This window comes from Mesorhizobium sp. M1066 (genome assembly GCF_040318635.1).
GTDB lineage: Bacteria > Pseudomonadota > Alphaproteobacteria > Rhizobiales > Rhizobiaceae > Mesorhizobium.
In genome coordinates, this window is sequence record NZ_JAMYMR010000032.1 from 44,307 (window position 1) to 67,274 (window position 22,968).

17 protein-coding genes and 1 pseudogene are annotated in these 22,968 nt (G+C 62.7%); 9 read left to right on the forward strand and 9 right to left on the reverse strand.

The window, feature by feature from the left end:
- The first annotated feature begins 288 nt into the window (after positions 1 to 288).
- Positions 289 to 1,035: an SDR family oxidoreductase gene (locus tag NKH52_RS27770; RefSeq protein WP_352441046.1), complete on the forward strand. Its 747-nt coding sequence runs from the start codon at positions 289 to 291 to the stop codon at positions 1,033 to 1,035.
- A gap of 91 nt (positions 1,036 to 1,126) precedes the next feature.
- On the opposite strand, the gene NKH52_RS27775 is transcribed toward NKH52_RS27770, so the two are convergent.
- From NKH52_RS27775 to NKH52_RS27790, 4 genes are all read right to left on the reverse strand, one after another.
- Positions 1,127 to 1,954, reverse strand: coding sequence for an SH3 domain-containing protein (locus NKH52_RS27775; RefSeq protein WP_352735553.1), 828 nt, complete (start codon positions 1,952 to 1,954; stop codon positions 1,127 to 1,129).
- Between the two features lie 263 nt (positions 1,955 to 2,217).
- Positions 2,218 to 3,504: an NAD(P)/FAD-dependent oxidoreductase gene (locus tag NKH52_RS27780; RefSeq protein WP_352735552.1), complete on the reverse strand. Its 1,287-nt coding sequence runs from the start codon at positions 3,502 to 3,504 to the stop codon at positions 2,218 to 2,220.
- A 64-nt stretch (positions 3,505 to 3,568) separates the two neighbouring features.
- Positions 3,569 to 3,937 (reverse strand): four helix bundle protein, encoded by a 369-nt coding sequence (locus NKH52_RS27785; RefSeq protein ID WP_352735551.1) that lies wholly within the window; start codon positions 3,935 to 3,937, stop codon positions 3,569 to 3,571.
- Positions 3,938 to 3,991: 54 nt separating this feature from the next.
- Complete coding sequence (locus tag NKH52_RS27790; protein WP_352735550.1) at positions 3,992 to 5,428, reverse strand: glutamine synthetase family protein; 1,437 nt, start codon at positions 5,426 to 5,428, stop codon at positions 3,992 to 3,994.
- Between the two features lie 143 nt (positions 5,429 to 5,571).
- Between NKH52_RS27790 and NKH52_RS27795 the strand changes: the two genes are divergently transcribed.
- Positions 5,572 to 6,288 carry an HAD family hydrolase gene (locus NKH52_RS27795; RefSeq protein ID WP_352735549.1) on the forward strand — a complete coding sequence of 239 codons (717 nt, stop codon included), beginning with the start codon at positions 5,572 to 5,574 and terminating at the stop codon, positions 6,286 to 6,288.
- Between the two features lie 65 nt (positions 6,289 to 6,353).
- On the opposite strand, the gene NKH52_RS27800 is transcribed toward NKH52_RS27795, so the two are convergent.
- From NKH52_RS27800 to aceA, 3 genes are all read right to left on the reverse strand, one after another.
- The gene (locus tag NKH52_RS27800; protein WP_352735548.1) at positions 6,354 to 6,806 is read right to left on the reverse strand and encodes a response regulator; all 453 of its coding nucleotides are present in this window, start codon (positions 6,804 to 6,806) and stop codon (positions 6,354 to 6,356) included.
- Positions 6,807 to 7,037: 231 nt separating this feature from the next.
- A complete protein-coding gene (locus NKH52_RS27805) occupies positions 7,038 to 7,280 on the reverse strand; it encodes an SMc00767 family acetate metabolism repressor (RefSeq protein WP_006202762.1) in 243 nt (80 codons plus the stop codon).
- Between the two features lie 58 nt (positions 7,281 to 7,338).
- On the reverse strand, positions 7,339 to 8,628 hold the full coding sequence (aceA, locus tag NKH52_RS27810) for an isocitrate lyase (RefSeq protein WP_352735547.1): 1,290 nt from the start codon (positions 8,626 to 8,628) through the stop codon (positions 7,339 to 7,341).
- Between the two features lie 229 nt (positions 8,629 to 8,857).
- On the opposite strand from aceA, the gene NKH52_RS27815 reads away from it, so the two are divergent.
- The 6 genes from NKH52_RS27815 (at position 8,858) to NKH52_RS27840 (ending at position 15,860) form a co-directional block, all read left to right on the forward strand.
- Entirely contained in the window at positions 8,858 to 10,300 is a 1,443-nt protein-coding gene (locus tag NKH52_RS27815) for a helix-turn-helix domain-containing protein (protein ID WP_352735546.1), read from the forward strand.
- A gap of 149 nt (positions 10,301 to 10,449) precedes the next feature.
- Positions 10,450 to 11,400 carry a DMT family transporter gene (locus NKH52_RS27820; protein ID WP_352679282.1) on the forward strand — a complete coding sequence of 317 codons (951 nt, stop codon included), beginning with the start codon at positions 10,450 to 10,452 and terminating at the stop codon, positions 11,398 to 11,400.
- A 334-nt stretch (positions 11,401 to 11,734) separates the two neighbouring features.
- Positions 11,735 to 12,832, forward strand: a complete 1,098-nt coding sequence (locus tag NKH52_RS27825) for a polyamine ABC transporter substrate-binding protein (RefSeq protein WP_352679279.1) — start codon at positions 11,735 to 11,737, stop codon at positions 12,830 to 12,832.
- Between the two features lie 82 nt (positions 12,833 to 12,914).
- Positions 12,915 to 14,054, forward strand: a complete 1,140-nt coding sequence (locus NKH52_RS27830; RefSeq protein WP_013530249.1) for an ABC transporter ATP-binding protein — start codon at positions 12,915 to 12,917, stop codon at positions 14,052 to 14,054.
- Between the two features lie 8 nt (positions 14,055 to 14,062).
- Entirely contained in the window at positions 14,063 to 15,037 is a 975-nt protein-coding gene (locus tag NKH52_RS27835) for an ABC transporter permease subunit (protein ID WP_023809176.1), read from the forward strand.
- A gap of 4 nt (positions 15,038 to 15,041) precedes the next feature.
- Positions 15,042 to 15,860 (forward strand): ABC transporter permease, encoded by an 819-nt coding sequence (locus tag NKH52_RS27840; RefSeq protein WP_352735545.1) that lies wholly within the window; start codon positions 15,042 to 15,044, stop codon positions 15,858 to 15,860.
- 23 nt (positions 15,861 to 15,883) lie between these two features.
- Here the strand turns inward: NKH52_RS27840 and NKH52_RS27845 are convergent, their stop codons facing one another.
- On the reverse strand, positions 15,884 to 17,737 hold the full coding sequence (locus NKH52_RS27845; RefSeq protein WP_352735544.1) for an AsmA family protein: 1,854 nt from the start codon (positions 17,735 to 17,737) through the stop codon (positions 15,884 to 15,886).
- 271 nt (positions 17,738 to 18,008) lie between these two features.
- Here NKH52_RS27845 and NKH52_RS27850 point away from each other — a divergent pair, with 271 nt between their 5' ends.
- On the forward strand, positions 18,009 to 19,967 hold the full coding sequence (locus NKH52_RS27850; RefSeq protein WP_352735543.1) for an acetoacetate--CoA ligase: 1,959 nt from the start codon (positions 18,009 to 18,011) through the stop codon (positions 19,965 to 19,967).
- 268 nt (positions 19,968 to 20,235) lie between these two features.
- Here the strand turns inward: NKH52_RS27850 and NKH52_RS27855 are convergent.
- A pseudogene (locus NKH52_RS27855) lies at positions 20,236 to 22,968 on the reverse strand (histidine kinase dimerization/phospho-acceptor domain-containing protein); the annotation flags it as partial.

The window sequence follows — 22,968 nt, forward strand, 5'->3', positions numbered from 1 at the left end:
TGTGACGCGGCTGATATAATCTAATCGATTTAAATTTTCCAGTGCCATGGTGTCACATCTGGGTGTATGCGCCTGCCCCTTGACAGTCCGATGACCCGGAGGCTTGTCGAAGGCGCGGCTCCGGAAGCCTTCGCAGTTGCAGCATAGAGCGGGATCGACGCGAAAGCCAAAGGAGAAATCGGCGATGGACCCACATCTTTCGGCCAATCCGGTCAGAAGCCGTGGCTTTGCGCGGATGAGCGCCAATGACGTGCCCGTTGATCGTCACCAATAATGAGCGGAAAAAACATGCGTCTGGAAAACAAGGTTGCGATCATCACCGGTGCTGCGTCGGGTTTTGGCGAGGGCATCGCCAGGCGCTTTGCGCAGGAGGGTGCCAGGGTCGTTGTCGCCGATCTCAACGCCAGGGGTGCGGAGCGCGTCGCCGGCGAAATCGGTGAAGCTGCGATCTGGACCCAGACGGATGTCTCGCTGCGCTCCGAATTCGACGAGATGATCTATGCCGCGAAAAGCGCCTTCGGCCGCATCGACATCATGGTCAACAATGCCGGTTACACCCATCGCAACGGCGACATGCTCAATGTCGACGAGGACACCTTCGACCTGATAACCGCCGTCAACATGAAGGCGATCTATCACGCGGCACTTGCCGTGGTGCCGATCATGGAGCGGCAGGGCGGCGGCGTCATCCTGACCACGGCCTCCACCGCGGGTCTGCGGCCGCGCCCCGGCCTCACCTGGTACAATGCGTCGAAAGGCTGGGCGATCACCGCCACCAAATCGATGGCGGTGGAACTGGCGCCGAAGAACATCCGCGTCAACTGCCTCTGCCCGGTTGCCGGCGAGACCGGCATGCTGGAGAAATTCATGGGCGCCGACACGCCCGAGATCCGCGAGAAGTTCCGCGCATCGATCCCACTCGGCCGGCTTTCGACGCCGCTCGACATCGCCAACGCCGCACTCTGGCTGGCCTCGGACGAGGCCGCCTTCATCACCGGCGTGGCGCTGGAGGTCGATGGCGGCCGCTGCATCTGAAAGCCTGATGTATGTCGCTCGAAAGCGGCCCCGGTTTGGGAGAACGACATGCATCAGAACAACAGGCCTGCCTCACGCAGAGCGGTGGGCGTCAGGCGCCGGTCTTGATGTAACTCTTGTAGATCCAGCCGGTCTTGCCGTTGTAGGTGATCTGGCACCATTTCTTGCAGCTCATCACCTGCACCGAGGTTTTGGCTGGCACCGTACCGATGGCGGCGGCATTTTTCTTCGGGCCGCTTCGCATGGTCACGGCCCTCAGGATGCGCCCTGTTCCGGCGGCTGCGGCTTTCCTGGGCTTCGCCTTGGCTTGGCTGTCATCGCCTTCTGCCGCTGGCTCTTGCGGCTGCACCGCGGGGATGGCGGCGGTTTGTGCGCCGTCGGGGTGGTTGCCCGCGGCTGCGCTGGGCGCGGCTACCTTGGCAAGTTCGGTGGCGGCATCGGTATCGGCTGCCGGCTGTGCGAATGCCGCAGCTTGCTTGTCCGCTGCCTGGCTGGGAGCAGTCGAATCGGAAGTGGCGGCGTCCTTCGGCTGCGAACCGGTCCAGCGCGGATCGTTGGCGGCGAGTGCGGAGATGTTGGCTTGCGCGGCCGCCACGGTTGTCGGAATAGCGTCGGACTTGCGCGCCTGCGGCACGGCTGCCGCGGCGACCGCGGCCCCAACCGGGGTTATTTTCGTCGTCTTCACCGGAACCGTTGGAATGGTCTGCTCGGGGCTCGCTGCCGCTTGTCTGTCGCTGGCCGGCAATGCCAGCCACAGCGCCACGGCGGCGACGCCAAGCAGCGCGGCAGTGCCGATCGCGGCGATCACCAGATGCGAGTTCGAACGGACTTCCTGCCAGAAGGACGGCCGCATGTCGTATCCGAACTGCATGGCAAAGCGCCGACGTTCCGGCGTACCGAAACTGAAGGGCTCTCTCACTCTTGCCACCTCCATAAGCGGGGCCGACGTTCTATCGGTCGGTGCCGGAAGTCCGGCGTCTGATCCGCATAGGTCAAAAAAACAACGCGGGCAGTCCCGCAACAATCCCCGAACAATCGCCCAGAACCGGCAGCTTTCGCCTGCGATTGTGGCATCAGTACGCCATTATAGGGGATTCTGCGCCTTTGCGGGAAATTGCGCAATGCGTCGCACGGGCAACAAATGTTACAATGAATATTACAATATTACATCAGGTCGGTCGGCTAGATCCTGTCCCGCAACGCAAACCAGTTGAGCGCCAGGAACAGCAGCGGCGTGCGGAAGCGCCGACCGCCGGGGAACGGCGGGATTTTCAGATTCTCGATCAGCTTCAGCCGGTCGCGGTTGCCGGCAACGGTTTCAGCATAGAGTTTACCGAAGTAGTTCGACAGCATGACGCCGTGGCCGGAATAGCCGCCGGCCGAGATCACATTGGGCATCACTTCGCGCACGAAAGGCTTTCTCGGCACCGTGATGCCGACATAGCCGCCCCAGCCATGCGTGATCTCGACATCCCCGAGCGCCGGATAGAGTTCCGCGATCTGGCGGCGGATGTGAATGTGGATATCCTTCGGATCGTTGACGCCATAGACCTCGCGTCCGCCAAACAGCAGCCGTCCGTCCTTCGATCTGCGGAAATAGCGCACGACGAAGCGGGAATCGTCGACCGCCTCGCCGCCCGGCAAAACGTTCGAATCCGCTCCCAAAGGCACGGTCGCACCGATGAAGGAACCGATCGGCATGATGTGCGCCGCACTAACCGGCTCGAGCGCGCCGCCATAGGCGTTGACCGCTATCAGGCATTTCTGCGCCGTCACCGTCCCCCTCGGTGTCGAAACCTTGACCTTGCCGCCACTGGACATGATGCCGGTCGACGGCGTCCCCTCGAACAGCTGCGCGCCTGCAAGCGCTGCCACCCGCGCCGTGCCGATCACCAGCTTCATCGGATGGATGTGGCCGGTGCCGGTGTCGCGCGTGCCGCCGAAATAGGCGGTCGAGCCCAACCGCTCCGCCGTCTCCCTGGCATCCATGAACGAGATATGCGGGTAGGAAAAACGGCTCGCCATGATCTCGGCATGCGCCTTGTAGTCGTCGACATAGCGCGGCTTGTGCGCCACCGAGAGCTGGCCCGGCATATAGTCGATATCGATCTGGTTGGCGGCAGTGAATTCGAGGAGATGCGCCTTGGCCTCTTCGGCAAGATCAAACAGCGCCTTGGCGCGGGCCAAGCCATACTCGGCTTCCAGGTCCTCGGCCCAGGCGCGCTGGCCGGTGCCGAGCTGCCCGCCATTGCGACCGGAGGCGCCATCGCCGAAGCGGTAAGCGTCGATCAGCACGACATTGGTGCCTGCCTTGGCCAGATGCGCCGCCGCCGACAGACCGGTAAAGCCGCCGCCGACGATGACGACATCGCATGCCCGGTCGCCATCAAGCGCTGGATATTCAGGCCGCGGGCCGGCCGTGTCCTCATACCAGGACCGGCCGGGGGAGATCGGGGATTGGTAGGGCATGATGCTCGCAGGGGAGTAGGGGAGTAGGGGAGTAGGGGAGTAGGGGAGTAGGGGAGTAGGGGAGCTATTCGGTTGCAAGTCTACGGATGAGAAGTCGAAGAAGCTTTCCCACACTTTCGGTGTTCGCCAACAACGAGGCCGTCGTCGCTTTCGGCGCGATGCCGGTGCGTTCAGCAATCAGAAGCTGAGTTTCCAGTTCCTTCAATGACCCTTGAGCTATACGGAGAAACTGCAGGTAGGAGCCTCGAATTTCTCTGCCATACCCCTCCGCTATGTTTGGCGGCACCGAGCTTGCAGCGCGTCGCACTTGGCTGGTCAGTCCATAAAGTTCTTCCTTTGGCCAAGATTTCGTTGCGCCGTAAATAGCCACTGCAAGGTCCATCGCCTGCTGCCAAACCAGCAAGTCCTTGTAGGAACCTGTTTTTTCGGCCATTCGTTCCTACTCCCCTACTCCCCTACTCCCCTACTCCCCTACTCCCCTACTCCCCTAAACATTCAGCAACAAATACTCCCGCTCCCACGGGCTGATCACTTCCATGAAGGTCTCGAACTCCGCCCGCTTGATCGCCGCATAGGTGGCGGCGAAGGACTTGCCCAGATGCGCGCAGAGTTCCTCGTCGCCCTCGAACAGGTCGACGGCTTCGAGCAGGCCGCGCGGCAGGTCGATCTCGTCGGCATTGGCGGTGGTCAGCACGGGAGGCTCGGCCTTGATCTTGTTGGTGATGCCGATCAGCCCACAGGCAAGCGATGCCGCAAGCGCTAGATAGGGGTTGGCATCGGAGGACGGGATGCGGTTTTCGACGCGCCGAGCCGCCGGATCCGAACGTGGCACGCGAAATGCCGTGGTGCGGTTGTCATAGCCCCATTTGTTGTTGACCGGCGCCGACGCCGCCTGTGTCAGCCGGCGGTAGGAATTGACGTAGGGCGCGAACATCACCAGCGCGTTCGGCACATGCTTCTGCATGCCGCCGATAAAGTGGAAAAAATCGTAGGTTTCCGAGCCGTCAGCGGCCGAAAAGATGTTCTGTCCGGTCTTCTTGTCGATGATCGACTGATGGATGTGCATGGCGGAGCCGGGTTGCCCCTGGATCGGCTTGGCCATGAAGGTGGCGTAGATCTCGTGCTTCAGCGCCGCCTCGCGAATGGTGCGCTTGAACATGAACACCTGGTCGGCCAGTTCGATCGGGTCGCCGTGGCGCAGATTGATCTCCAACTGCCCGGCACCTTCCTCGTGGATCAGCGTATCGATCTCCAGGCCCTGGCTTTCGGAGAAATGGTAGATGTCGTCGATCAGTTCGTCGAATTCGTTGACGCCCGCGATCGAATAGCCGGCGCCGCCGCCGATCGCGCGTCCCGACCGGCCGACAGGCGGGGTCAGCGGATAGTCCGGATCGGGATTCTTGCGCACCAGGTAGAACTCGATCTCGGGCGCCACCACTGGCTTCAGGCCGAGCTTGTCATAGGCAGCCACCACACGCTTCAACACGTTGCGCGGCGTGAACTCGACCGAGCGTCCGTCCTGGTGGACGAGATCGCAGATGACCGCGGCCGTCGGGTCTTCTTCCCAGGGGACCACCGTCAGCGTCGACAGGTCCGGCATCAGTTTGAGGTCGCCGTCGTCTTCCGGGTAATGGAAGCCATTGCCATCCTCGGGGTAGCCGCCGGAGATCGTCGTCATGAAGACAGCCGAAGGTAGTGCCAGCGAGGTGTTGGAGGTGAATTTCTTCGATGGCATCATCTTGCCACGCGCAACGCCTGCCTGATCGGGCGTGATGCACTCGATATCCTCGATGCCGCGCCACTCCAGCCAGGCGCTGACTTCCTTCCAGTTCTTGACGCCCCGTTGATTTTTCACGAAGGCAGGCGTGCGGGCGCGTCCTCCGCGGCTCGACGGACGGACTTCCTTTTTTGCAGGCGGCATCATTCACCAGATTGGGTTGCGGATTGTGGAGTATAGCCGTGCCCTCCTATGGAAGGGAAGGGGAGCCGCGTCGGGCATTGGCCGGTGCGTTGAAAATCACGCCAATCGGCTTAGTTTCCCATTCCCCAAACCAATCGAGACGTTCAATGCGGCGCAACGGCAGACTGACGACGATCGGCTTCGACGCCGACGACACGCTGTGGCAGAACGAGCAGTTCTTCCGGCTGACGGAAAAGCGCTTTGCCGCCATGCTCGTCGAGCATGGCGAAGCCGAGCATATCTCGGCACGATTGCTGGACGCCGAAAGGCGCAACCTCGCCGTCTATGGCTTCGGCATCAAGGGATTTACCCTGTCGATGATCGAGACGGCGATCGAGGTGACGCAAGGCCGTGTGCCGGCCTCGGTCATAGCGGAGATTCTCGATGCCGGCCGCGAGATGCTGAGCCATCCGATCGAGGCCTTGCCGCACGCCCGCGAGACGGTCGAACAGCTTGCCGGCGCATTCCGCCTAGTGCTGATCACCAAGGGCGACCTCTTCGACCAGGAGCGCAAGCTGGCTGGCTCAGGCCTTGGCGACCTGTTCGACGCGGTCGAGATCGTCAGCGACAAGAATGCAGCCACCTATAGCAGGCTTTTCAACCGCCACGGCGATGGTCCGGCGAAAAGCATGATGGTCGGCAACTCGCTGAAGTCGGATGTGGTGCCGGCCATCGAGGCCGGCGGCTGGGGTGTCCATGTGCCGCACGAACTGACGTGGGTGCTGGAGCATGTCGAGGCGCCGGTAACCGAATCGAGGTTCCGCCAGATATCCGATCTCGGACAACTGCCCGGATTAATCGAAAGCATCGTGAATGCAGGTTGATCACAGCATCCAGCTATTTGGTTTCTGGTTCCCGCACGGAAACTCCGAGTACTTTTCTGGTTGCTCTAGCGGCCGATGAGGCGATCGATCACCGGTTGCAACCGTTCGGGCGTGATCGGCTTGGCGACCACCACGTCGATGATACCAGACAGGCCCAGGCTTTCCGTCGTGCCATTCTTGGTTGACAGCAGGATTACCGGTGGCAGCGATTTGCCCGAGGCGCGGCGCAACGCGGCGATGCTGGACATCAGATTGTCGCAGTCCGTGTTGTCGGCGCCGCCGTCAAGGACAACCGCACCGGGAATGAGGGACCGCAAGATCCTTGCCGCCGTGTCGGGAGATTCCGAGATTGGCTTGAGCCCGGATCGCTCGACGATCTTTGAAATCACCACGCGATTGATTGGCGATTTCCCGACGACAAGCACCTGCGACGGATCACGGATCGCCTCGGCGCTCGAGTCACGGGTCGCCAGATTCGGATGTCTTGGAGTCTCGCCTTCGCGGTTCACCGGGCACACAAGTCGGCCAAGAAGCTCGCCCCTATTTCAATGCAGAGTTGAATCCGGAGCGCAATTGGCGTGAGATCGGAGCCTATGTCAAGTTGAAATAAAAGTACCCTAAATCATCGCCGGGAGCAGTGAATTTCAAGCAACGCTACTGTACTCAACTGTCCACACGTGAGCTTGATGAAAAGAAAATTCACCTGCGCAGAGGCTGCGCAGGTGAAGGGTCGGTTGCATGGATTTCGGTCAGCCGTGGCTCTGCTGCGTGACGATCACCGGGATCAGCAGATCGCCCCAGTTGCCGTCGCCGCCGTGATGTCGTGCCGAGCGCACGAGCTCCACCGAGACGCCCGCCTCGACCGCCTTCATCACCGACTGGTTGAGGCGGTGCAGGTCGTTGGCCAGCATGCGGATCGTCGCTTGCTGGTCGACGCTCATCGTCGTCGACTGTTCCTCGGCGCGTTCCTTGACGCGGCTTATCGATGCCATTGGTCTTCTCCTTGTGTTCCAAGCCCTGTTGGCGTTTCCTCTGTATTTCTGTGGTCCGCTATTCCGCGGCTGGTTTGAACTGCGCGTGCTCGGTCGATTCATGCATGGCGGTGGTCGACGACTTGCCGCCGGTGATCGCCATAGACACGGCGTCGAAATAGCCGGTGCCGACCTCGCGCTGGTGCTTGGTCGCGGTGTAGCCATTGGCTTCGGCCGCGAACTCCGCTTCCTGCAACTCGGAATAGGCCGCCATCTGCCGTGCCTTGTAGCCGCGCGCCAGTTCGAACATGCCGTAATTGAGCTGGTGGAAGCCGGCGAGCGTGATGAACTGGAACTTGTAGCCCATGGCGCCGAGCTCCTTCTGGAACCTGGCGATCGTCGCGTCGTCGAGGTTCTTCTTCCAGTTGAACGAGGGCGAGCAATTGTATGCGAGCAGCTTGTCGGGATGATGCTTGCGCACGCCCTCGGCGAATCTCCTGGCCTGTGCCAGGTCGGGTTTCGAGGTCTCGCACCAGATCAGATCCGCGTAAGGCGCATAGGCGATGGCGCGGGCGATGCAGGGCTCGATGCCGTTCCTGACATGGTAGAAACCTTCCACCGTGCGCCCGGCGCCGTAGTCGACGAAGGGCTGGTCGCGCTCGTCGATGTCGGAAGTGAGCAGCTTGGCGGCTTCCGCGTCGGTGCGCGCGACGACCAGGGTCGGCGTGCCCATCACGTCCGCCGCCAGACGTGCGGCGTTGAGGTTGCGGATGTGCGCCGCGGTCGGGATCAGCACCTTGCCGCCGAGATGGCCGCATTTCTTTTCCGATGCCAGCTGATCTTCATAGTGGACGCCGGCGGCACCCGCCTCGACGAAGGCTTTCATGATCTCGAAAGCGTTGAGCGGTCCGCCGAAACCCGCCTCCGCGTCGGCGACGATTGGCGCGAACCATGTCTCGACCGAAAGCCCGTTGCCTTCGGACGTTTCGATCTGGTCCGCTCGCTGCAGCGTCCGGTTGATGCGCTTGACGAGTTCGGGCGCTGCATTGGCCGGATAGAGCGACTGGTCCGGATACATCGCGCCAGCCGTGTTGGCGTCGGCGGCAACCTGCCAGCCCGACAGGTAGATCGCTTTCAGCCCGGCGCGCACCTGCTGCATCGCCTGATTGCCGGACATGGCGCCGAGCGCGTTGACGAAGTCCTCCTCATGGATGAGCTTCCACAGCCGGTTGGCACCCATTTCGGCGAGGCTCTGACGGATCTGCACCGACCCGCGCAGACGCTTCACATCCGCCGCGGAATAGGGCCGTTCGATACCGTCGAAACGACCTTCCGGGGCCGATGGGACGAGGTTGTAAAAATCAGTCATTGGTCACTCCGAGGAATTGCTGAACTGTGTCAAGGCGTCAAGCATTTGGGGGTCGTGGGGTATGACTGGATTTACATTTCTGTGCGAGATCAGCCACAAAAATCTAGAAAACTGAGGAGATATAAGGGAAAACCTGTGTTGTGTTTGACAGAGGCACGTTGTAAATTTGTCATTGTTGTAAAAGGGCCAGAGCCCAGAAAATTCGTGTAAATGCTGTAAAGGACAGTCCGTGGCTGACCAGAAGATCTTCGCCGGGCCGCGCATCCGCCGCATCCGCAACGCCAAGGACCTGACCCAGACGGCGATGGCCGAGGGTCTTGGCATTTCGCCGTCCTATCTCAATCTGATCGAGCGCAACCAGCGGCCGCTGACGGTGCAGCTGATCCTCAGACTGGCCTCCGTCTACAAGGTCGATCCACACGAGCTGCAGGGCGAGGCGAGGGGGTCTGTCGCTGCCTTGAAGGAAGTGTTCACCGATCCTCTGCTGGTCGGCGAGTTGCCGGGTGATCAGGAACTGATCGAGCTTGCCGAGGCCGCGCCCAACGCGTCGGCGGCGGTGATAAAACTGTTCCGCGCCTATCGTGAGCAGGCCGAACGCCTGTCCGATCTCAACGAGCTTTTGGCGCGCGAGGGTCGGGCGACGGCGCTTTCCGGCGCCCGCCTGCCGATCGACGAGGTGCACGAGATTTTCGAGCGCCGGCCGAACCATTTCGCTGCCCTCGAGGAGGAGGCCGCGGCGTTCACCTCGGTGCTCGATCCCGGCGACGATCTGTTCGGCGCGCTGAAGGCCTGGCTGAAGCGCGAATATGGCATCGTCGTCAAGGTGCTGCCGGTCGCCACCATGCCGAACTGGCGCCGCCGTTATGACCGCCACTCGCAGCGCCTGTTCCTGTCCGAACGCCTGTCGCCTTTCGACCAGCTGCGCGAAGTCGCGATGGAGGCCTGCCTGATCCGCATGACGGTCGCGGTCGCCGGCGAGATCCAGGCGCTCAAGCTGAGCACCGACGAGGCGCGCCGCCTGGCCCGCTTCGAACTTGGCCGTTATGCGGCGCATGCGCTGATGATGCCCTATCAGGCCTTTCATGCGGCTGCCGTGCGCGCCCGCTACGACATCGATGTCCTGCGTTCGCGCTTCGGGGTCTCCTTCGAACAGGCAGCCAACCGGCTGACCATGCTGCAGCGGCAGGGTGTCTCCGGCGTGCCGTTCTTCATGCTGGAGGTCGACAATGCAGGCAACCGCTTCCGCAAGGCCGGCAGCCAGGGGTTTCCACAAAGCCGCTTTGGCGGCGGCTGTCCCAAGCTGCCCGTGCATGTTGCCTTCACCCAACCCGGCCAGGTCTTCGTCGAGGCGGTGGAAATGCCCGACGGCGCCGAGTTCCTGTGCATCGCCCGCACGCTGGAAGGGCCGCAAGGCGCATTCTCGGAACGCCCGCGCCGCACCGCGCTGCTGCTCGGTTGCGACATCGGCTTTCGTGACGAAATCGTCTATGGAGCGGCATTGCCCGGTGCGGCAATCACCGCAAAGGCCGGCACCGTCGCGGCGACGCCGGTCGGGCCTGCCTGCCGGCTTTGCGAGCGCGTCGGCTGCCTCGCGCGCGCCGAGCCGCCGGTGACGCGCCCGCTCGGCCTTGACGAGATGGTGACGGGCCTGAGTGCTTTCGATTTCCAGTAACGCCGTGTTCCTCTGAAATGGGCAAGGTGCCACAATTGTCGCCGGCCGCTGGCTCAGTTCCGGCCTGCGCCTTTGCGTTACGCGAACAGAGCATCTTTTTGTCGCCCCTTGCGCATCGTTCCGTCCACAAAAGCCCGACAGTCGCGCTCATGATCGATACCGCATCGCCGATCGTCCCATCGCCAGCCGTCTCGCCGCGCGAGGAACGCGTCGGCATGCTTTTGGTCTTCCTGTCGGCGCTGATGTGGAGTTTCGGCGGCACCATCGCCCGCTTCATCACTGTCGGTGACAGCTGGACGGTCATTTTCTGGCGCTCCGTCTGGGCAGCCGCCTTCCTGGTCGGCTTCATGGTCTGGCGCGACGGCTGGCGTGGCACGCTGAAGCTGTTCCGCGACATGGGTCTGCCCGGCCTTGCCGTCGGGATCTGCTTTGCCACCGCATCGACCGCCTTCGTCGTGGCGCTGGCCTACACCACCGTCGCCAACATCCTGTTGATGCAGGCAGGCGTGCCGCTTCTGGCGGCGCTGTTTGCCTGGGCATTGTTCCGCGAAAGGGTTGGTGCCGCGACCTGGGTGGCGATTGCCGCCGTCATTGCCGGCGTCGCCATCATGGTGTCGGAATCGCTGGATGGCGCCGTCTCGCCCATAGGCGATGGGCTGGCGCTGTTGATCGCGGTCATGTTCTCGGTCGCCACCGTCATCACCCGGCGGTTTTCCGGCGTGCGCATGACGCCAGCGACGTGCCTCGGCACCATGCTCGCGGCCGGCTTTGCCGTCTCGCAGGCATCGACCTTCGCCGTGTCGGTCAGCGACATGGGCTTTCTGTTTGCCTTCGGCGTGGTCAATCTCGGCCTCGGCCTCGCCTTCTTCGCCACCGGAGCGCGGCTGATACCGGCGGCCATCGCGGCGCTGCTCGGCACGTTCGAACCGATCCTCGGTCCGATATGGGTCTGGCTCATCCATTCCGAGGTGCCGTCGGGGCGCACCATCATTGGCGGTGCGGTGGTTGTCACGGCGCTGCTCGTCCATATCGGGCTCGAATTCAAGCGCCAGGCACGGCCCGAACGCGCCGGGGTCACCGGGGTGCCGTCGCCTAATTGAAGCGGCCTGCAGCTTTGCCATTGACAACGTCGCTGCAGCACGGGCAGGCTGGGAATACGGCAACAACAAGACAGGCGTATCTTGCCAAGTCTCCCAGCCGGTCCGATCGAGACCGGACCATATCGTCGTATCTCTGCCCGCGCCACGGCGAAAGCCTATGACGGTATGCCTCCCAGCCCGCCTCAGGGGCATCGAGCCATCTCATCGAACCGCCTGCATGGTCTCGGCAGTTCGCGCTTGTCGCCCCTTGGAAAGCTCAATAGTCTGAAGAAAATGCCGGTCGCGCTGATATCGCGACGAGCCGGTGAAGGAACACTCATCAAAGGAGAATAGCATGATCCGCAAAGCGCTCTGGCTTTCGGCTACCTCGGCATTCCTGACACTTGTCACCGTCGGCGGTCACGCCGCGGATCGTGTCGTCAACGTCTTCAACTGGTCGGACTACATCGACAGTTCGATCATCGACGATTTCACCAAGGAAACCGGCATCAAGGTCGTCTATGACACCTTCGATTCCAACGAAATCCTGGAAACCAAGCTGCTTGCCGGCGGCAGCGGCTACGACGTCGTCGTGCCCAGCGGCAACTTCCTCGCGCGCCAGATCCAGGCCGGCGTGTTCCAGAAGCTCGACAAGTCGAAACTGCCCAACATTTCCAACATGTGGGATACGGTTACCGAGCGCACCGCCAAGTACGACCCCGGCAACGAATACTCGGTCAACTACATGTGGGGCACGGTTGGCATCGGCTACAACATCAAGAAGGTGCAGGCGGCACTCGGCACCGACAAGATCGACAGCTGGGATGTCTTCTTCAATCCCGACAGCCTGGCGAAATTGAAGGACTGCGGCGTCTACGTGCTGGACTCGCCGGCAGACATCATCCCGGCGGCGTTGAAATATCTCGACCTCGACCCGAACAGCACGTCACCCGATGATATCGCCAAGGCCGAGGAGACCTTGCTCAAGGTCCGGCCTTACATCAGGAAGTTCCACTCCTCCGAATACATCAACGCGCTTGCCAACGGCGATATCTGCCTGGCGGTCGGCTGGTCGGGTGACGTGTTCCAGGCCCGCAACCGCGCGGTCGAGGCCAAGCAGGGCGTCGAAATCGGCTATTCCGTGCCGAAGGAGGGCGCGCAGATGTGGTTCGACCAGATGGCGATCCCTGCCGACGCGCCGCATGTCGCGGAGGCGCTCGAGTTCATCAACTACATGATGAAGCCGGAAGTTATCGCCAAGTCGTCGAACTACGTGCTCTACGCAAACGGCAACAAGGCCTCGCAGCAATTCGTCGACAAGGCACTGTTGGAGGATCCTTCGGTTTATCCCGATGCCGAGACCATAAAGAAGCTCTACACCGTCTCGCCATACGATCCCAAGACCCAGCGCGTCATCACGCGCACCTGGACCAAGATCGTCACTGGCCAGTAAGCAATCCGACACGGTCCCGGCAGCCACCTGCCGGGACCGTTTCTACCTGGGGTAAGAAGCAAGAATCAGGACGGAGTGGGACATGAAATCGCTTGGCAGCATCCGCAGGGATTTTGCACCGTGGAACGACCCGAATGCCAAGCCGTACATCCAGTTCGACAACGTCACCAAGAAGTTCGGTGACTTCACCGCCGTCAACAATCTGTCGCTGACCATCTTCGAGCGCGAGTTCTTCGCCCTGCTCGGCGCCTCTGGTTGTGGAAAATCGACGCTGCTCAGGATGCTCGCCGGCTTCGAGGAGCCGACAGCCGGCCGCATCCTGCTCGATGGCCAGGATCTGCGCGGCATCCCGCCCTACCGGCGGCCGGTCAACATGATGTTCCAGTCCTACGCGCTGTTCCCGCACATGACGGTCGAGAACAACATCGCCTTCGGCCTCAAGCAGGACGGCATGCCGAAGCCCGAGATCGCGTCGCGCGTTGCCGAGATGCTGAAGTTGGTCAAGCTCGAGCAGTTCGCCAAGCGCAAGCCGCATCAGCTGTCCGGCGGCCAGCGCCAGCGCGTCGCGCTCGCCCGTTCGGTCGCCAAACGGCCGAAAGTGCTGCTGCTCGACGAGCCGCTTGGCGCTCTCGACAAGAAGCTGCGCGAGGAGACGCAGTTCGAACTGATGGACCTGCAGCAGAACCTCGGCCTCACCTTCGTCGTCGTCACCCACGACCAGGAAGAGGCGATGACCATGGCCGATCGCATCGCCATCATCGACAAGGGCGAGGTGATGCAGGTGGCAACGCCGGCCGAAGTCTACGAGGCGCCGGGGTCGCGCTTTGTCGCCGGCTTCGTCGGCAATGTGAACATGTTCGAGGGCAAGATCGCGCGTGGCGAGGCCGGCAGCGCCAGCATCGATGCCGGCAACGGCATCACCATCCGCACCGACAATGCCGGCACCGCCGGCGCCGGGACGGCCGTCACCTTCGCCATCAGGCCCGAAAAGATCAAGGTGTCGTCGAAGAAACCGGCCGAGGCGGTCAACGCCATCGAGGGCGAGGTCTACGACATCGCCTATCTCGGCGACATGACCGTCTATCATGTCAGGCTGGACGACGGCCAGGTGGTGCGCGCCAGCACCATGAACGCGGCCCGCATCACCGAGGATCCGTTGAGCTGGAACGACCGCGCCTGGGTTTCCTTCCGGCCCGACGCCGGCGTCGTGCTGACGCGGTAGGGGCGACCATGTCGAGCGCCGCCGTCACCACCGCATCAGCCTCTCCGACGACCAATGCCGGCAAATCCATCCTCGCCAGGCTGGGTGCTGCCTTCGTTGGCCGACTGGTCATCATCATCCCTTATGTCTGGCTGCTGTTCTTCTTCCTCATTCCGTTCGTCATCGTCTTCAAGATCTCGCTGTCGCAGACGGCGATCGCCATTCCGCCCTATACGCCGGCGCTCGATTTCAGCGGCGGAGTTTCCGGGTTCCTCGCCCAGCTGAAACAACTCAGCCTCGACAACTACGCCTGGCTGACGCAGGACGCGCTCTACTTCAACGCCTATGTGACCAGCGTCATCATCGCCGCGGTCTCGACGGTCCTGACACTGCTCGTCGGCTATCCCATCGCCTACGGCATGGCGCGCGCGCCGGCGACGATCCGCCCAACCTTGCTGATGCTGGTGATCCTGCCGTTCTGGACCTCGTTCCTGATCCGCGTCTACGCCTGGATCGGCATTCTCAAGCCCGAAGGGCTGCTCAATCAGCTGCTGCTCGCCACCGGCGTCATCCACCAGCCGCTGATCATCCTCAACACCTATACGGCGATCTTCATCGGCATCGTCTATTCCTACCTGCCGTTCATGGTGCTGCCGCTCTATTCCGCTCTCGAGAAGATGGACTATTCGCTGATCGAGGCGGCCAAGGATCTTGGCTGCCCGCCGACAAGTGCTTTCTGGAAAATCACCTTCCCGCTCTCGCTGCCCGGCGTCATCGCGGGCTGTCTGCTGGTGTTCATTCCGGCTGTCGGCGAGTTCGTCATTCCCGATCTGCTCGGCGGATCGCAGACGCTGATGATCGGCAAGACGTTGTGGAACGAGTTCTTCGCCAATCGCGACTGGCCGGTATCGTCGGCCGTCGCCGTCATCCTGCTGTTGCTGCTGATCGTGCCGATCATGCTCTTCCAGCGGGCCCAGGCGCGCGCTCAGGAAATGGACAGGTGACCTCATGAACGCCACCTGGAGCCGCTTCAACATCACCTCGATCGTGCTTGGATTTGCCTTTCTCTATCTGCCGATCGTGCTGCTCATCGTCTTCTCGTTCAACGAATCGAAACTGGTCACGGTCTGGGGCGGTTTCTCGACCAAATGGTACGTCTCGCTGTTCCACAACCAAGGTCTCATGGACGCGACCTGGGTGACGGCGCGTGTTGGCCTGATCTCGGCCACGGTTGCGACGGTGCTGGGCACCGTGGCGGCACTCACCTTGACCCGCTACACGCGCTTCAAGGGCAGGGTGCTGTTCTCCGGCATGGTCTTTGCGCCGCTGGTCATGCCGGAAGTCATCACCGGCCTGTCGCTGCTGCTGCTCTTCGTCGCTGTCGGGCTCGACCGCGGCTTCCTCACCGTGACGCTCGCCCACATCACGCTGACCATGTGCTTCGTCGCCGTGGTCGTGCAGTCGCGCCTCATGACTTTCGACCGCTCGCTGGAAGAAGCCGCGATGGATCTTGGCGCAACGCCGGTGAAGACCTTCTTCCAGATCACATTGCCGGTCATCATGCCGGCGATCGTCTCCGGCTGGATGCTGGCTTTCACGCTTTCGCTCGACGATCTGGTCATCGCCAGCTTCACCTCCGGGCCGGGCGCCACGACGCTGCCGATGAAGATCTACAGCCAGGTTCGCCTCGGCGTGACACCGGAAATCAACGCCGCCTGCACCATCCTGATCGCTGTCGTGGCGATTGGCGTCATCATCGCCTCGCTTGCCAACAAACGGCGTGAGGTACAGCGCCAGCTCGACGAGCAGGCCGCGCAGCGCGGGTGAAAGACAGAAGGCGCGGTGGCGGCCTATTCCCCCGAAACGCCGCGGCTGATCGGGGAAATGAACGGCGTGCTCCATGTCCCGCCGACGAAGAACGACGACTGGTTGGGACCTTGCTGGCCGTTGGCCTGCGTTGCCGCCTGGTCAGGCTGAATGACACCGCCGGACAAGGCCAGTCCGCGCCCGGCGTAGGACGCGATGCCGGATAGCCAGATCTTGTACTTCGCTGAATTGGCCTCGGCCTTGTCGATCCGCGCTACGCCCTTCGAAATGGTGGCCTTGATCTCAGCACCGTCGATCGGCAATGTTCCGTCAGAGACATCGTCGAGCGCGAAGAAGCCGCCCTGTTCGGTATGTTTGAGGAAGGCCGGCAGGTTGAGCTTGCTCAACGCACCCGGCCCGAACGTCGCCGAGACCGAGCCGTCGGCATTGTCGAAGATGGAATCCCAGGTTCTGCCCGGCCCCTTGAGGATCACCGAGACGGTGCCCGTGCCGACCGGCACCAGCCGCGTCATCCCTGCCGCCGTGCCGAAAGCACCGCCGTCGATGTCGGACGCCAGAAGGCGGATCTCGACCTGCGAGCCTTCCGGCTTGCGATCGAAGCGAAGGCTGGTCTGGATGTTGCCGCCGAAGGCCGAGGCATCGGAAATGTCGAAGACGGACAGACCATCCTTGACCTGGGCGGTGGCGGCGACATCGGCGAGCTGGATCGGCCCCGCCGTGGCGTGGGCTGCCGACAGCCTCAGATCGAGATTGATCTTGTCGGCGAAACTTGTGTCGATTTCGCCGGGTCCCGCCCCTCCGGTCGGCACCAGCGGGGTGAAGGCCGAAAGAAACGATCTGAGGTCGAGCGTGTCGAAGGCGAGCGTACCGGAGATCACCGGTTGTGCTTCGCCAAGCGAGAGGTCCAGTGCACCCATCCCCGGATTGTTGTCGAGCGCAATCGCCGTGTTGTCGAACTTGACGCGCCCGCCGGTCGCGGTGATCTTGCTCGAGATGCTGACCGAGCCGATCGCTGCACCCGGAGCGATGCCGGCCTGCGACCATTCCAGGACACGCCGCAGCGAGGGCGCCGAGAACTTCGCCTGACCGTCGAAATAGGTATTTTCAGACATGCTGGCCGTGCCGTCGAACGAGAAGGTGGCGGGTGCCGCCTTGAAGGACAGCGTCAGCGGCGCCGTGCCGCCGGCAAACAGCACAAGCGGTTTGGCCGAGGCGACGTCCAGCGCGACGCTTTCGCCCCGCCAGATCCCTGTTGCCGACAGCGTCGCATTGCTGTTCATCGCCGCCCAATTCGCCTGACCGTTCAAACTGCTCAGGATCTCGACGTCCTTGCCGCCGATGGAGGCGACCATTCGGCCGTCGCGAAACTCGACCGTGCCGAAGGTGTCGGTAGGCAGCTTGTCGAGGTCCGGCTTGGCGGGGTCGGCATTGACCACGCCGCGCGCCGTGTCGATGGAACGCGTGATGCGCCCGCCGGTCGGGACAGCAGGCAGGAAAAGGCCGGCAGGCGTGCGCTGGACCCGGATCGTCGGCCGCACCAGCCGCGCCGTCGAAAACACCACGTCGCCGCGCAGCGCCGCCATGGCGGAAAGGTCGACCTCGACCCGTTCTGCCTCGACCACAGGCGGCGCCTCGGTGTCGGTCCATTGTGAAAGCGTCACATCGGTCAGGATTGCCCGGAATGTCGGCCAGACCTCGATGCGCGGCGAACCGTCGATGGCGACCCGGAAGCCGCTCCACGCGCTCATTTCCCAGGCGATGCGGTCGCGCACGATACGGGTGGAGGCGATCAGCGGCAGGGCGGCAACGACCAGCGCGATGACGATCACGGCAGCGCCGATCGCCCATATTCCGCGCCGGATCATAGATGATGGCATATGGCCCCGTATGCTTCCATTCCGACAAATCGCCCGACGGGTATAACCCCAGTCGTCACCACGACTGCAGTCGTCACCACGAGTTCAGTCGTGCCCACACTTCCGGCCGCCAACACGACTTCAAGTTGTCACTACGACTTAGGGCTGAGGCATTTCAAGTCTTTATGGCCCGGCGATGGCATTTGCGCACATCTGGTCGCATCAGCCGAACAAAATCTTGCTCTGCTGCGCTGCGATATGCATAAGCGATGGCGACCGTGGAGGAACGATCATGGCTGCCGGACAACCGCTCTGGACCCCGACGCAAGACCAGATTGACGCAGCACCCTTGACCGCCTTCACCAAGGCCGCCGGAGTGAAAGCCGGCGTAGCGTTTTCCTCGTATTCGCAGCTTCACGCCTGGTCGGTCGAGGACCGTGAAGGGTTCTGGAGCCTGGCCTGGGATTTCTGCGGCATCGTCGGCGACAAGGGCGATAACCTGCTCGTCGACGGCGACAAGATGCCCGGCGCTTCTTTCTTTCCCGACGCCACGCTGAACTTCGCCGAGAATCTGCTGAAGAAGACCGGCGCGGCCGACGCAATCGTGTTTCGCGGCGAAGACAAGGTCGAGCGCCGGCTGTCCTGGAACGAGTTGCACGCGCTGACCTCGCGGCTGCAGCAGCTTTTCCTGTCGCTCAAGGTGAAGAAGGGCGACCGCATCGCCGCCATGATGCCCAACATGCCGGAGACCGTCGCCGCCATGCTGGCCGCCGCCTCGATCGGTGCCGTCTGGTCGTCCTGTTCTCCCGATTTCGGCGAGCAGGGCGTGCTCGACAGGTTCGGCCAGATCGAGCCCGTCGTCTTCATCGCGCCGGATGGCTATTGGTACAATGGCAAGGCGATCGAAGTCGCCGACAAGATCGCCGCGGTCGCGGCCAAGCTCGGCACTGTCCGCAAGATCCTGGTCATCGACTATCTCGGCACGTCGAGCGATGTCGCCGGGACCATCGACAAGGCGGTAGCGCTGGAAGAGGCGCTGTCGCCGTTCGCCGGCAAGTCCGTCACTTTCGAGCCGCTGCCGTTTTCGCATCCGCTCTACATCCTGTTTTCGTCGGGAACGACCGGCATTCCCAAATGCATCGTCCATTCGGCCGGCGGCACGCTGATCCAGCATGTCAAGGAACATCAGCTGCATGCCGGTCTCACCGATGGCGACCGCTTCTTCTACTTCACCACCTGCGGCTGGATGATGTGGAACTGGCTGGTGTCGGGGCTCGCTTCGGGTGCCACGCTGCTGCTCTATGACGGTTCGCCCTTCTATCCCGACGGCAATGTGCTGTTCGATTTCGCCGATGCCGAGAAGATGACCTTTTTCGGCACCTCGGCCAAGTTCATCGATTCCGTGCGCAAGGCTGGTCTCAAGCCGATCCGCACGCATGATCTGGCCACTGTGCGGGCAATCTCCTCCACCGGCTCGCCGCTGTCGCCGGAAGACTTCCGCTTCGTCTATGACGGCATCAAGAAGGACGTGCATCTGGCCTCGGTCTCCGGCGGCACCGACATCGTCTCCTGCTTCGTGCTCGGCGTGCCGACGCAGCCGGTCTGGACCGGCGAGATCCAGGGACCCGGCCTCGGCCTGGCAGTCGATGTCTGGGACGACGACGGCAGGCCGGTCCGGCAGGAAAAGGGTGAGCTGGTCTGCGCAAAAGCCTTTCCGGCGATGCCGATCGGCTTCTGGAACGACCCCGATGGCAAGAAGTACCGGGCGGCCTATTTTGAACGCTTCGACAATGTCTGGTGTCATGGCGATTTCGCCGAATGGACCGAGCATGGCGGTCTCATCATCCATGGCCGCTCCGACGCCACGCTCAACCCGGGCGGGGTGAGGATCGGCACGGCGGAGATCTACAACCAGGTCGAGCAGATGCCTGAGATCCTGGAAGCACTGTGCATCGGACAGGACTTCGACAACGACGTGCGCGTCGTCCTGTTCGTGCGGCTAGCCGCCGGCGTGCAGTTCGACGAGGACTTGGAAAAACGCATACGGGCAAAAATCCGTAGCGGCGCGAGCCCGCGGCACGTGCCGGCAAGGATCGTCGCCGTCACCGACATCCCGCGCACCAAGTCGGGCAAGATCACCGAGCTTGCGGTGCGCGACATCGTGCATGGCCGCGCCATCAAGAACAAGGAAGCGCTCGCCAATCCAGAGGCGCTTGAGCTGTTCAAGAACCTGCCGCAACTGGCCGAGTAATTGGCAGCCGGCATGGTTAACGAAATATCTCGCTAGAATTTACCTAGATTTCATGAGTGGTACACATTCGTAAATTTTCCGGCGCCCCGGTAAGGAGTTGTTAAGGTCCGGCGTCGATAGTCGCACGTAACTTGAGGGAGAAATCCCGTTCCTCAGCCCCGAGGATCCGAATTCGCTCAAGCCCCCGTTGTGACAGCAATCCCATCTCTTAAGGCGTCCTCTGGGCGCCTTTTCTTTTTATCGGGACCGAACCGCGGAGAGGGCTGACCTATTCCGCGAGCACACGGGTCGACGGAAAAGCCACCTCGACCAGAGTGCCTTCGCCCGGTGTCGAATTGATGGTGAACCGGGCACGGTTGGCTTCCACCATCGCTTTGGTCAATGGCAGTCCAAGCCCGGTCCCGTCGCCGCGTCCGCGCTTCAGGGCGTTGATCTGCTTGAACGGCTTCAGCGCCTGCTCGATCTCGGCATGGCTCATGCCGATGCCCGTGTCGCGCACCCGCATGACGACGTCGCCCGACGTCTCATAGGCGGTCGAGACGATCACCTGGCCGCCGGCCTGGGTATAGCGGATGGCATTCGACAGGATGTTGAGCGCGATCTGGCGCACGCTGCGCAGGTCGGCCACCACTTCCGGCAGCCGCGAAGCGAAGCTGGAGCGGATGATGACCCGTTCGCGGTTGGCCTGCGGCTGCATCATCGCCACCGTTTCGGCCAGCGTGTCGTTGAGCGACACCGCCTCATAGGCCATCTCCTGCTGGCCAGCCTCGATCTTGGAGATGTCGAGCAGGTCGTTGACCAGGTCGAGCACATGATTGCCCGAGCGGTTGATATCGCGCAGATAGTCGCGGTAGCGGTCGTTGGCGACAGGTCCGAATTTCTCGTCGACCATCAATTCCGAAAAACCGATGATGGCATTGAGCGGGGTGCGGATCTCGTGGCTGATGCGGGCCAGAAAATCGGTCTTCTGCGAGGACGCGCGCTCGGCCACCGCACGTGCCTGCGTCAAGTCCTCTTCGGCCCGCTTCCACTGCGTGATGTCGCGAACGACGGCGCAGAAGCCGCTGTCGTTGGGCAGCCGGCCGATGGTCATGAACAGCGGAATGAAGCGTCCTTGCGACTCGCGCCCGATCACCTCGCGGCCGTCATTCATGACACTCGCCACGCCGGGCTCGGACAGCCCATTGAGATAGTCGCGTGCCGCGCGCTGGCTTTCAATCGCAAACAGCGAGGCGAATGGCTTGCCGGTCACATCATCGCTGTCGAAGCCGAACAGCGCTTCGGCCGGCCGGCTGATCGATCGGATGGTGCCGTCACGGCCGATCAGCACGACGCCGTCGGTGGCGGTGTCGATAATGGTGCGCATCTCGGCGATGCGCGCCTTGAGCTCGGAAATATCCGGCTGCGTCTGCTCGTCGCCAACGACATGCAGGCTCGCCGGCGCATCATCCTCGCCGGAGCGTCGCACGACCAGCATCAGCGCCTTGCCGTCGCGCCAGGGAACCGAGCGCAAAATGGCCTCGATCGGGAATTCCTGTCCGTCACGTGTTTTCAACCGCAGCGCGCGATCGGTGCCGTCGGAAACGCCGTCATCGGCATAGGGGTCGGCAAACAACGCGCCGAGGCCGCCCGCATCCGCCAGATCGTCAAGCGCCTCGTAGCCGGTCAGGCTGAGGAATTCCTCATTCGCATAATGCAACTGGTCCCCGGAATGGATGAGCAGCGGCACGGGGAGCTTGCCGAGCAGCGACGTGTCCGGAGCCTTGTGTTCATCTCCGGCGGAAAACGCCGACGGCATGAACCCTTCGGCCTTGAGCGGCGGAACCTGCAGGCGAGGGCGCTCGACGCGTATTTCCGCAGCGTCGTCTGCATTGACGGTTTCCTTGGCAACCGCCTGCTCGTCGGGCGGCGCGGCTTCCTCGTCGGGCTGCGCCCAGTCCTCACTGTCTTCAGCATCGCGAAAATCTGCTGACGTCATGCTGTCGTCATCAAGGCCATCATGTGTCGCGTCAGTGGCTTCAGGCTCTTCGCCGGGCGAAACGGCAGCGGTGTTCTCTGGTTCCGCCGCCACGGGGCCACGTTCGTCATCTTGGCCGGCATAGTCGAGCAACGAGCCCGTCACATTCATCCCAGGGGGGGCTTCACGAGCCGCTTCGTCCGGGTGACCGTCAAGCCGTACCAAATCCTGCTCGTCTTCGGCATCGACATCGGATGGCTCGACCGGCTCGTTCTCTGGCCCTGACGCAGGGATGACGCCGCTGTGCATCGGGTCGTCGGACGGCTTGACCGGAGCCTCGGCCTCCGCTGTCGACGCCTCCGCAGTCTCAGCCTCAGGCGACTCGACCGGAGCACTATCCTTCTTCAGCCGCTCGCCGATTTCGCGGAACGCGCTGCGTTCCAAGGTCGACAGGCCCTTGTCGTTGGCTGGCTGGCGATGTTCGGCGAGCCGGATCACCTTGTCGGCAAAGCGCCGCTCCTGTTTCGGCACGATAGTCAACGCCGGCACCTCGCCCTTGAACGGATCCGATGCCTGCGTGTCCTCGGCCTTGGGCTCCTCAGCGTTCGGCTGTTCGGGTGCGGGTTGGATGGCTTGTGGTTCCGGCGTTGCCGGCGCCTGGCCATTGGGCACCAGCGCCATGCCGATGGCCTCCGGATCGACGACCGCGTCGCTGGCGCGGGCGACGCCGAAGCCGCGGAAACCCTCGAAGGCGCGGCTGCGGCCATAGACAGGCAGCGCCGCCAGGTCGACCGGTATCTTCAGATCGGTGCCGACGACCGGCCACAGCACGGAGCGCCCGGACCAGGTATCGCGCCGTTCGAGGAGCCCCGATATCTCGCCGGAGGGATCAAGGCCGAATGTGGCGGCGACATCCCTGAAGCGGCGGCCGATCACCTAGGCCCCCCGCGTTCCGCCCCAGTCGGGGGAATACCGCGACAGCGCCCGGAACATTCCATAGGCAAAGGTGGGCCCGACCCAACGCCCCCGCGCCCGTGGGGGGGG

Coding starts and splice junctions, on each gene's coding strand:
- NKH52_RS27770 (WP_352441046.1), top strand. CDS start 289: ATGCGTCTGGAAAACAAGGTTGCGATCATCACCGGTGCTGCGTCGGGT.
- NKH52_RS27780 (WP_352735552.1), bottom strand. CDS start 3,504: ATGCCCTACCAATCCCCGATCTCCCCCGGCCGGTCCTGGTATGAGGAC.
- NKH52_RS27785 (WP_352735551.1), bottom strand. CDS start 3,937: ATGGCCGAAAAAACAGGTTCCTACAAGGACTTGCTGGTTTGGCAGCAG.
- NKH52_RS27790 (WP_352735550.1), bottom strand. CDS start 5,428: ATGATGCCGCCTGCAAAAAAGGAAGTCCGTCCGTCGAGCCGCGGAGGA.
- NKH52_RS27795 (WP_352735549.1), top strand. CDS start 5,572: ATGCGGCGCAACGGCAGACTGACGACGATCGGCTTCGACGCCGACGAC.
- NKH52_RS27805 (WP_006202762.1), bottom strand. CDS start 7,280: ATGGCATCGATAAGCCGCGTCAAGGAACGCGCCGAGGAACAGTCGACG.
- aceA (WP_352735547.1), bottom strand. CDS start 8,628: ATGACTGATTTTTACAACCTCGTCCCATCGGCCCCGGAAGGTCGTTTC.
- NKH52_RS27820 (WP_352679282.1), top strand. CDS start 10,450: ATGATCGATACCGCATCGCCGATCGTCCCATCGCCAGCCGTCTCGCCG.
- NKH52_RS27825 (WP_352679279.1), top strand. CDS start 11,735: ATGATCCGCAAAGCGCTCTGGCTTTCGGCTACCTCGGCATTCCTGACA.
- NKH52_RS27830 (WP_013530249.1), top strand. CDS start 12,915: ATGAAATCGCTTGGCAGCATCCGCAGGGATTTTGCACCGTGGAACGAC.
- NKH52_RS27835 (WP_023809176.1), top strand. CDS start 14,063: ATGTCGAGCGCCGCCGTCACCACCGCATCAGCCTCTCCGACGACCAAT.
- NKH52_RS27840 (WP_352735545.1), top strand. CDS start 15,042: ATGAACGCCACCTGGAGCCGCTTCAACATCACCTCGATCGTGCTTGGA.
- NKH52_RS27845 (WP_352735544.1), bottom strand. CDS start 17,737: ATGCCATCATCTATGATCCGGCGCGGAATATGGGCGATCGGCGCTGCC.
- NKH52_RS27850 (WP_352735543.1), top strand. CDS start 18,009: ATGGCTGCCGGACAACCGCTCTGGACCCCGACGCAAGACCAGATTGAC.